The sequence below is a fragment of the Mycobacterium sp. TH-M106 genome, from assembly GCF_057473765.1.
The window spans coordinates 1-9,629 of the sequence record NZ_JBYCLE010000480.1 but is presented as its reverse complement, the minus strand read 5'-3'; the positions used below and the strand labels follow the sequence as shown (position 1 = coordinate 9,629).

Annotated in this window: 6 protein-coding genes and 1 tRNA gene; 4 read left to right on the top strand and 3 right to left on the bottom strand. The window is 69.7% G+C overall.

The features are described 5' to 3' along the window. The 3 genes from AC2VOP_RS17080 to AC2VOP_RS17070 form a co-directional block, all read left to right on the top strand. Positions 1-1,644 (top strand): hypothetical protein (locus AC2VOP_RS17080; RefSeq protein ID WP_486962065.1); only part of this gene is annotated, 1,644 nt, incomplete at its 5' end. Between the two features lie 122 nt (positions 1,645-1,766). Next, the gene (locus AC2VOP_RS17075) at positions 1,767-2,999 is read left to right on the top strand and encodes a PecA family PE domain-processing aspartic protease (RefSeq protein WP_486962064.1); all 1,233 of its coding nucleotides are present in this window, start codon (positions 1,767-1,769) and stop codon (positions 2,997-2,999) included. A gap of 116 nt (positions 3,000-3,115) precedes the next feature. Further along, positions 3,116-4,738 (top strand): hypothetical protein, encoded by a 1,623-nt coding sequence (locus AC2VOP_RS17070; RefSeq protein ID WP_486962063.1) that lies wholly within the window; start codon positions 3,116-3,118, stop codon positions 4,736-4,738. 21 nt (positions 4,739-4,759) lie between these two features. Here AC2VOP_RS17070 and AC2VOP_RS17065 read toward each other — a convergent pair. Together AC2VOP_RS17065 and AC2VOP_RS17060 are read right to left on the bottom strand one after the other, a co-directional pair. Continuing rightward, a tRNA-Thr gene (locus tag AC2VOP_RS17065) sits at positions 4,760-4,832 on the bottom strand. A gap of 31 nt (positions 4,833-4,863) precedes the next feature. Then, the gene (locus AC2VOP_RS17060) at positions 4,864-6,141 is read right to left on the bottom strand and encodes a DNA polymerase III subunit delta' (protein WP_486962062.1); all 1,278 of its coding nucleotides are present in this window, start codon (positions 6,139-6,141) and stop codon (positions 4,864-4,866) included. 82 nt (positions 6,142-6,223) lie between these two features. Between AC2VOP_RS17060 and AC2VOP_RS17055 the strand changes: the two genes are divergently transcribed. Then, positions 6,224-7,825 carry an adenylate/guanylate cyclase domain-containing protein gene (locus AC2VOP_RS17055; RefSeq protein ID WP_486962066.1) on the top strand — a complete coding sequence of 534 codons (1,602 nt, stop codon included), beginning with the start codon at positions 6,224-6,226 and terminating at the stop codon, positions 7,823-7,825. On the opposite strand, the gene AC2VOP_RS17050 is transcribed toward AC2VOP_RS17055, so the two are convergent. Next, positions 7,822-9,629: DNA topoisomerase (locus AC2VOP_RS17050; protein ID WP_486962061.1), on the bottom strand; the 1,808-nt coding region annotated here is incomplete at its 5' end. The two genes, AC2VOP_RS17055 and AC2VOP_RS17050, sit on opposite strands and share 4 nt — an antisense overlap.

The window sequence follows — 9,629 nt, the reverse complement described above, 5'->3', positions numbered from 1 at the left end:
ATGCCGGGGGCGTTTCTGGTGGCCGGCGTGATCACCCGGCTCTGGCCGCTGCGGTGGGTGGCCGCAGCGATCAGCCTGGTGGTGCTGCAACTGCTGGCGTCGCTGGCGCTGCTGCGGGCGCTGCGAGTGATCCTGGGCTGGCGTCGGGTGCTGCTGGTCCCGCTGATGTTTGCGTTGTTCTGCCCGCTGGGGCTGCCGGCGTTCGCGTGGTGGGCGGCCGCGCTCAATGCGCTGCCCATGGTGGCGGCGCTGGCCTGGGTATGCGCAGACGCAATCTTGTTGCTGCGCACTGGCAATCAGCGCTACGCGATAACCGGCATGTTGGCCTACCTGTCTGGCCTGCTGTTCTTCGAGAAAGCCGCGGTGATTCCCTTCGTCGCGTTCGCCGTCGCGGTGCTGCTGGTCCATGTGTCTGACGGCGGGGCTATAACGGGCAGGGCGGGCGCGGTGGTCTTGGTGCAGCGAGTGTGGCGGGCCGGTGTCCGGTTGTGGGCGGCATCGCTGGCGCTGACCGCCGGCTGGGTTGTGCTGTACCTGGTGGTGGTCAACCAGCAGCGGTGGAGCTTCAACCTGGCGATGGCCCGGGATCTGTTGTGGCGCTCGGTGACCCGCGGAATCGTCCCGGGCCTAGCCGGTGGGCCGTGGGCCTGGGCGCGCTGGGCTCCGGCCTCACCGTGGGCCACTCCCGGGCCGGTGGTGATGGCCCTGGGCTGGCTGGTGCTGGGCGGGCTGCTCGCTGTTTCGCTGTGGCGAAAACACCGGATCGGGCCGGTGTGGCTGGCAGCGGTCGGCTACGCGGTCATCTGCCAGCTGCCGATTTATCTGATGCGCTCCTCGGCGTTCACCGCGCTGGAGCTCGCGCAGACGCTGCGCTATCTGCCGGACCTGGTGGTGGTGCTGGCCCTGCTGGGCGCGGTGGCGTTCTGCGCGCCCGAGAGGAGTTCGGCACGATGGCCATACGCCCCGCTTGCTTTGCGAGCGCCCGTCGTGGCGGCGGGTTTGGTGACGGCGTTCGTCGCCAGCAGCCTGTACTCGACGGCGACGTTCTCGACCGCCTGGCGCGACAACCCCGCTCAGCCGTATCTGCAGAACGCGCGCCGGAGTCTGGCCGTCGCCCGCGCCGGCTCCGACGCGCCGCTGCTCGACCAGGAGGTCGACCCGCTGGTGCTCGGTCGGGTGGTCGGGCCGGAGAACCTGGCCAGCCACCTGTTCGCGCTGCTGCGCGACCGGCCCGAGTTCGCTTCGGCGACAACGCAGCTGCGGATGTTCGACAGCGCGGGCCGGCTGACCGACGCGAAGGTGACCTGGGTGCGGACGATCGTGGCCGGCCCGGTGCCGCACTGCGGCTACCTGGTGCAGCCGGAACTGCCGGTGCGCCTCGTGCTGGACGGGCCGCTGCTGCCCGCGGACTGGACCGTCGAGATCAACTACCTGGCCAACGTCGACGGCTCGCTGACGCTGTCACTATCAGACGGGCCAGACGAATCCGGCGGACCCGACGTGCGGATGCCGGTGCGCCCCGGGCTGAACCGGGTCTACGTGCGGCTGCCCGGCGCGGGCGACGCCATCACCGCGCGGGCCGACACCGCGGCGCTGTCGGTGTGCATCGCGGCGGGGCCGGTAGGGCACCTGGCACCGAGTTAGCCACCAAAGTGGCGAAATATTCGGCGGCCAGCTACTTTAGCCACTACTGCTGACACGTGCGAGCGTGTTGCTCAAAAAATGGGGTTACGTTAACGTCAGAGTTCGTTCCGAGGGGGCAATCCATGTCAGGTCGTCGGTGTCGCAGCACGGGGGAGAGCCGCTGCTCGGGGGTGGTTGGTCTGGGCGCGACGGCCGGGGCGGCCGTGCTGTTCGGGGTGTTCGGGATGACACCGTTGGCTACCGTCCCGCCGGCGCAGGCCGACCCTTTCGACGTCGTCGTCGACTCGATCCTGAACTCGGTCGATAGTCTGGGCACCGCCCTCGGCGCCGACCAGTTGTTCGACCCCGACGCCGTCTTGGCAGCCCTGACCGGTGCCGCGGACGGCGCTGCGGTGCCGTCGCTCGCCGCGGACACCATCACAGCGGACACGGCCGTCCCGGCGAACGTGACGGTCCCGCTCGACATCAATGCAGTCACGGAGCCGGTGGTCGACATCTCGGTCAGCGGCGGGACGAGCGTACCCGTAGTGGTCGACACCGGATCTAATGGCCTTGTTATCCCGTGGTGGGACATCGGACTCGATCACCTCAGCTTGCCAACAGGATTGGGTTTCGGTGGCTACAGCGGTGGTTTGAGCTACTTTTACCTCACCTTCCCAGAGACGGTGACGTTCCAGGATGGCGCCGGAAATGGCATCGTCACCACCGCGTCGACCCCCGTCGACGCCTTCATCTTCGGGTTCCCGACATCGCTGGCGGGCCTATCCGATTTCCCGTGGACCCTCGCGCAGTTCCTGGGTCCCGCGGACGCATCCGGTGTTCTGGGGATCGCGCCGGACGCCGTCGGGCCGGACACCTCCGGCGTTTCCGCCGTGGTTTCGGCGTTGCCGGGCGACCTCAACCAGGGTGTGCTGATCGACGAGCCGGCCAAAGAGCTCGTCTTCGGTCCCAGCACGTTGCCCGCGGCCGACGGGATCACGGTTCAGGGGGTGGCGAACAGCACCCTTTACCCGTCGATCGACGGCGGGCCTCACCAGGCGGTCAGGGCGATCATCGACTCCGGTGGCGTCTTCGGAACGATGCCGTCCTCGGTGCCGGGTGCGGCTGCGGCCACCGTCAACGGCGCCATATCGAATGGCACAGAGATCTCGGTCTACAACCAAGACGGCGACCTGTTGTACTCCTACACGACGGGTCCGACGCCGGTCGGGTCAAACGGCCCCACCGTGATCTCCAGCGGCTCGATGAACACCGGCTACATGCCGTTTCACCAGATGCCGGTGTACATAGACGTGGGCTCGGGTGGTCCCGCGACGACGTTCTACCCCGTGGACAACTCCGAGATCGCGCCGTAGCGTCGTCGGCCTCGTCAGCCTGTCCACGCGCCGTTGCCAGCCAGGCGGTCATTTGTTAGCCTGTGCTGATCTTCTTATTCGGTTATCGTAAATGTCTTTACTGGAAGGTCAGGGACATGCGGCAGCGTAGCGGCATCGAACGGCGTCGTGGTGCGCGGAGCAACCGGGAGCGCCGGCGTGGCCGCCGGCTCCTGGGGGCTGGTACGGCGGCGGGGATGTTTCTGGCGTTCGGCATGACGCCGCTGGCCGCTGCACCGGCCCACGGCGACTTTCTCGACGAGTTCTTCGACCCGTCCCTTTTGGCCGGCTCGTTCGACCCCTCGGCACCGCCGGCGGACGCTTTCGCCGCCGACAGCGACAGCCTGGCCGCGATGTTCTCGTCCGACGCCCTCGGTGCAGCGGGTGCGGCGGTGGGCCATCTCCCCACCCTGCTGGGAAAGCTGCTCGTAGCGTTTACCATGTTCTACGGCAATGTCATGATCGACGTTATGCCGTCCGCGGAGAACCTGGTCAACTCCCACGTGTTCGACTCCGTCAACCCGCTGTTCGCCTTCGACGACCACTGCGGCCTGGTCTGCAACGGCGCCGACGCGACCGCAACCGTCGGCGCGGATGGCGCGCTCACCGACATCCACGCTGCCGAAGACGGTGGCTGGCTGATCGGTAACGGCGGCAATGGTGACTTCACCTACACCACCAGCAGCGGCGCCGACGCGATCACCCACACGGTCGGTCTCTCCGCCGGCGGTGACACCGGATTGATCGGCTTTGGCGGCAACGGCGGCGAAGGCGCGCCGGCGACGCTGGCCAGCGGCGCCGACACGACGGGAACCGATGCCGGTGCGGGCTTCGCAGGCGGCACCGGCGGCCTGCTGATGGGCTTCGGCGGTGAAGGCGGCCAGGGTGGCGCCGGCATCGCGGGCGGCACCGCGGCGCAGGAAGTCGGCGGCGCCGGCGGCCACGGCGGCTGGGAGCCCGGGTTCGGCTTCGGCGGTCAAGGCGGACAGGGCGGCACCGGTGCCGCCGGCATCGCCGGTGTGGCAGCAAGCCACGGCAACCCCGGCACCGCCGCCACCGACGGCGGTGCCGGCGGTGAGGGCGGTGCCGGCGGCGCGACCCTCTTCGGCCTTGCAGCCGGCGAAGGCGGCACCGGCGGCACCGGCGGCGTGGGCGGTGCCGCCACCCCGGAGGCGGGTGCGGACGCCGGTACCGGTGGCACCGGCGGCGTCGGAGGTGCCGGTGGGGCGGGCGGTCTGGTCAGCGGCGCCGGTCAGGGCGGTACCGGCGGCGTGGGTGGCGCGGCCACTTTCGTCGGTCAGACCGCCGGTGACGGCGGTGCCGGCGGTGCCGGTGGCGCAGCCGCCCACTTCACGCTCCTCGGCGGTGGTGGTTACGGCGGCCCCGGCGGCGCCGGCGGCACGGCCGGTCTCGCCACCACCGGCGCCGGTGGGCACGCCACACCGGTGACCGACGTCACCGGCGGTATCGGTGGCGACGGCGGCGCCGGTTCAGCCGGACACCCAGGACCTGGTGTCGGTTTCGGTGCCACCGGCGGCAACGGTGGCTCTGGTGGTTTCGGTGGCAATGGCACCGGAGACGGCCACGGCGGCGACGGCGGCGACGGCGGCGACGGCGGCGCTTCCGGCCTTGTGCCCGGTGAGCCTGGCAGCGGCGGCGCACATTACGAGGGCCTCCAAGGCGGGTTTGGCGGTGCCGGCGGCGCTGCCGGCGACCAATGATGCGCCTGTGCGCGATGTCCGAGCCACCTAGGAGAATCGAACTCCTGACCTGCTCATTACGAGTGAGCCGCTCTGCCGACTGAGCTAAGGTGGCGGGGCCCGGTGCGGTCCGGGTGGGGGTGAGTTTACCGGTCAAAGCGCAGCGCCTGGCCGATGGCGGCGACCATCGCGTCGACGGCGAAGCGGGGTTTGACGTTGACCGCCAGCGCCTCGCGGCAGCCCAGCACCGCCTCGATGCAGCGCAGCAACCGCTCGGGCGTGACGTGGGCGGCCATCGCCGCCACCGTGTCGGCCATGTCCGGGTGGCTGGGCCGCACGGCGCCGGCAGACTCGACAGCGCCGGCAGACTCCACAGTGCCGACAGTGCCGACAGTGCCGGCGGTGCCCGCCCGCGACGCCACCAGCAGCGCGTCCCGGAAGAACTCCGCCAGGTCGATCAGCGCGCGATCCAGCGCATCGCGGAACGCCCGAGTCTGGCGTGACTTCTGTCGCCGCTCAAGCTCCTTGATCGCCCCGGCGGTGCCGCGCAGCGCCCCGGCGGTGCCCCTTCCGGTTCCCCCAGCCCCCAGCGCGACACGTAGTTCCTCGGTTTCGGCCTCGGCGCGCGCAGCGGTCAGCTCCCGGGCCTCGGCCTCGGCGGCAGCCACCAACTCCGCGGCCGCGGCATAGGTACGCGACAATGTCGCCGCGTCGCGGGCCAACCCCAGCGCACGCTGGCGCCGTTGGCGGGCCTGAGGGTCGGTGGCCAGCCGGCGCGCCCGGCCGACGTGGCCGCCGCTCACCGACGCCGCCCAGGCGGCCGTGTCGGCGTCCAGGCCGTCGCTGTCGGTCAGCACCGCGGCGATCGCTGCCGGCGACGGCGTGACCAGCGCGACGTGCCGACACCGCGACCGCAGCGTGATCGCGATGTCGTCGGGATCCACCGACGGCGCGCACAGCAAAAACACCGTCGACGGCGGCGGCTCCTCGACGACCTTCAGCAGAGCGTTCACCGCACCCTCGGTGAGCCGGTCGGCGTCCTCGATCAGCACGATCTGCCAACGCCCGGTGCTCGGCCGCCGGGATGCGACCTGAACGATCGCGCGCATGTCGTCCACCCCGATGGACAGTCCTTCCGGGACGACGCGCCGCACGTCAGCGTGGGTGCCGGCCAGCGTCGTGGTGCACGCATGGCACCGGCCGCAGCCAGGCACCCCGTCGGCGGTGCACTGCAGCGCGGCGGCGAAGCACAACGCCGCAATCGAACGGCCCGAACCCGGTGGGCCGGTGATCAACCACGCATGTGACATCGCGCCCACACCGGTGGTTTTGTGAGCCGAATCATCCCGGGAAGCCTGTGCCGCGGCCATCAGCTCGGCTTCCACCGCCTGCTGGCCTACCAGCCGCGCAAAAACCTCACCCATCGCCCCTGAGGGTAGTGCCCGATTCCGACGCCGCCGGTCATCGGCGCATCGCCGGACCGGGGGTCGCGACCGATACGGTTGGCTGGTGAGTGCAGCGACGGTGCTCGGCGGGCGGATCGCCAGGTTCATCCGGTGGGTGGTGCGGACCCCGTGGCCGGTGTTCACGCTGGGCATGCTGCAGGCCGACGTCATCGGCGCACTGTTCGTGACGGGGTTCCTGCGTTTCGGCCTGCCGCCGGAGGACCGCATCGAACTGCAGGATCTGCCGCGGATCAACATCGCGATCTTCGCCGTCGTGCTGGCGCTCCTGTTTGCGGTGGGGTTTTCGGTGAGCCTGCGGCTGGTGATGCCGGTGTTCCGGTGGCAGCGACGAGACGAGTTGCTGGCCGAGACCGACCCGGCGGCCACCGAGCTGGCACGTTCACGTGCACTGCGGATGCCCTTCTACCGCACGCTGATCAGCCTGGGCTACTGGGCAGTCGGCGGAACGGTGTTCGTCCTCGCCAGCGGATTGGTGGCCAACCGCGCGGCGCCGGTGGCCGCGGTCGCCACCGCCTTGGGTGCCGCCGCGACCGCGATCATCGGTTACCTGCAGTCCGAGCGGGTGCTGCGGCCGGTTGCCGTCGCCGCGCTGCGGGAGGGAGTGCCGGAGAAGCTGCACACACCCGGGGTGCTGCTGCGCCAGCTGCTGACCTGGCTGCTGTCCACCGGCGTGCCGTTGCTAGCGATCGTGTTCACAGTGGTGGCCGACAAAATGTCGCTGCTCAGCGCGCCGCCGGACAAGCTCTTCACCCCGATCCTGCTGATGGCGCTGGTCGCACTGGGCATCGGGCTGGTCGGCACCGTGCTGGTGTCTATGTCGGTCGCCGACCCGCTGCGCCAGCTCCGCTGGGCACTGGGCGAGGTGCAGCGCGGCAACTACAACGCGCACATGCAGATCTATGACGCCAGCGAACTCGGCCTGCTGCAGGCCGGGTTCAACGACATGGTGCGCGACCTCGCCGAACGACAGCGGCTGCGCGACCTCTTCGGCCGCTACGTCGGTGAGGACGTCGCCCGGCGCGCACTGGAGCGTGGCACCGAGCTTGGCGGGCAGGAACGCAAGGTCGCGGTGCTCTTCGTCGACATGGTCGGCTCCACCCAGCTCGCCGCGACCCGGCCGCCCGACGAGGTGGTCAACCTGCTCAACGAGTTCTTCCGGGTGGTGGTGGACACCGTCGGTCGGCACGGCGGTTTCGTCAACAAATTCCAGGGCGACGCCGCACTGGCGATCTTCGGCGCTCCGATCGAACACCCCGACGCCTCCGGCGCGGCGCTGGCCGCCGCCCGTGAACTGCACGACGAACTGCTCCCGGTGCTGGGCTCCGCGGAGTTCGGTATCGGGGTGTCGGCCGGGCAGGCCATCGCCGGCCACATCGGCGCGCAGGCCCGCTTCGAATACACCGTGATCGGAGATCCGGTCAACGAGGCGGCCCGGCTGACCGAGCTGGCCAAGCTCGAGGACGGTCACGTGCTGGCGTCGGCGGCCGCGGTCAGCGGTGCGGTAGACGCGGAAGCCCTGTGCTGGGAAGTCGGCGAAGTGGTCGAGCTGCGCGGGCGCACCGTGCCCACTCAGCTGGCCCGGCCGGTGAATCTGGCTGTGGCCGAAGAGGTTTCCGACGAGGCTGACCAGCCTCAGCTTTAACCGCGCTTGCCGGCTTTCTTCGCCGCTGTGTTGGGGGCAGCTTTGCGCGTGGCCTTTCTCGCGGTCCGCTTGACCGGACCCCGGGCCCGGCGGTCGGCCAGCAGTTCAGCCGCGCGCTCATCGGTGATCGAGGCCACCTCGTCGCCCTTGCGCAGGCTGGCGTTGGTTTCACCGTCGGTGACGTACGGCCCGAACCGGCCATCCTTGATCACCATCGGCTTACCCGTCGCGGGATCAGTGCCCAGTTCACGCAGCGGTGGTGTTGAAGCAGCTTGCCGGCCACGATATTTCGGCTCGGCGTAGAGCTTCAACGCTTCGTCGAGGGTGACGGTGAAAATCTGGTCTTCGCCGGCAAGCGAACGAGAGTCGCTGCCCCGCTTCAGATACGGTCCGTAGCGGCCGTTCTGGGCAGTGATCTGCTCACCGGAATCGGGATCGACGCCGACGACGCGCGGCAGCGACAGCAGCTTCAGCGCGTCGTCCAAGGTCACCGTCTCCAGGTCCATGCTGCGCAGCAGTGACCCGGTGCGCGGTTTCGGGCCGGGGGGTTGCTTGGCTTTGTTGCCCTGGCCGCGTTCGGCGTCGGGCTCCGGCAGGACCTCGGTGACGTAGGGCCCGTACCGGCCGTCTTTGGCGACGATCCGATGGCCGGTAACCGGATCCACTCCGAGTTCGCGGCCCTGCTGGGGGGTGGCGAACATTTTCTCGGCGACACCAAGGGTCAGCTCGTCGGGGGGGAGGGCATCGTTGAGGTTGGCGCGCTGCGGCGCCGGTTCGCCGTCATCGCCGAGGACCATGCGTTCTAGGTAGGGCCCGTTTTTGCCGACCCGGACGTAGACCGGTCGGCCGTCAGCATCGTCGAACAACTTGATGGAGTTGACTTCCCGCGCGTCGATGTCTTCCAGGTTGACGTCGACCAGTTTTTTCAGGCCGCCGGACCGGGCCACCGAATCGGGCACACCGTGGTCGCCGCCGAAGTAGAAGTTGGCCAGCCAGGTGGTGCGATTCTCCTGGCCGGTGGCGATCGCGTCGAGCTCGTCTTCCATAGCGGCGGTGAACCCATAGTCGACCAGCCGTCGGAAATGCTTCTCCAGCAGCCCGATCACGGCGAACGCCGTCCAGGACGGGACCAGTGCGCTGCCCCTCTTGTAGACGTAGCCGCGGTCCTGGATGGTCTTGATGATCGACGCATATGTCGACGGGCGACCGATCCCCAGCTCCTCGAGGGCCTTGACCAGCGACGCCTCCGTGTAACGGGCGGGGGGATTGGTGGCGTGCCCGTCCGGGGTCAGCTTGGTCGCGTCCACCCGCTGCCCCTGTCGCAGGTGCGGCAGCCGCCGCTCGGCGTCGTCGGCCTCACCGCCGGCCAGCTCGTCGACGGTTTCCACGTAGGCCTTGAGGAATCCGGGGAAGGTGATGGTGCGCCCGCTGGCGGCGAACGTCACCCGCCGCTGGCCGGACGTCCCGGCGATCCGCAGGCTCAGCGTGGTGCCCCGCGCGTCGGCCATCTGCGAGGCCACCGTGCGCTGCCAGATCAGTTCGTAGAGCCGAAACTCGTCACCGCCGAGCTCGTGACGCACGGCGTCGGGTGTCGCGAAGGTCGCACCGGCGGGCCGGATGGCCTCGTGGGCTTCCTGCGCATTCTTCACCTTGCGGGTGTATTGGCGCGGCGACGGCGAGACGAACTCCTCGCCGTAGAGCTGGCGGGCCTGAGTACGGGCGGCGTCGATGGCCGCCTGCGAGAGCGTGGTCGAGTCGGTGCGCATGTAGGTGATGTAGCCGTTTTCGTAGAGCCGCTGCGCGA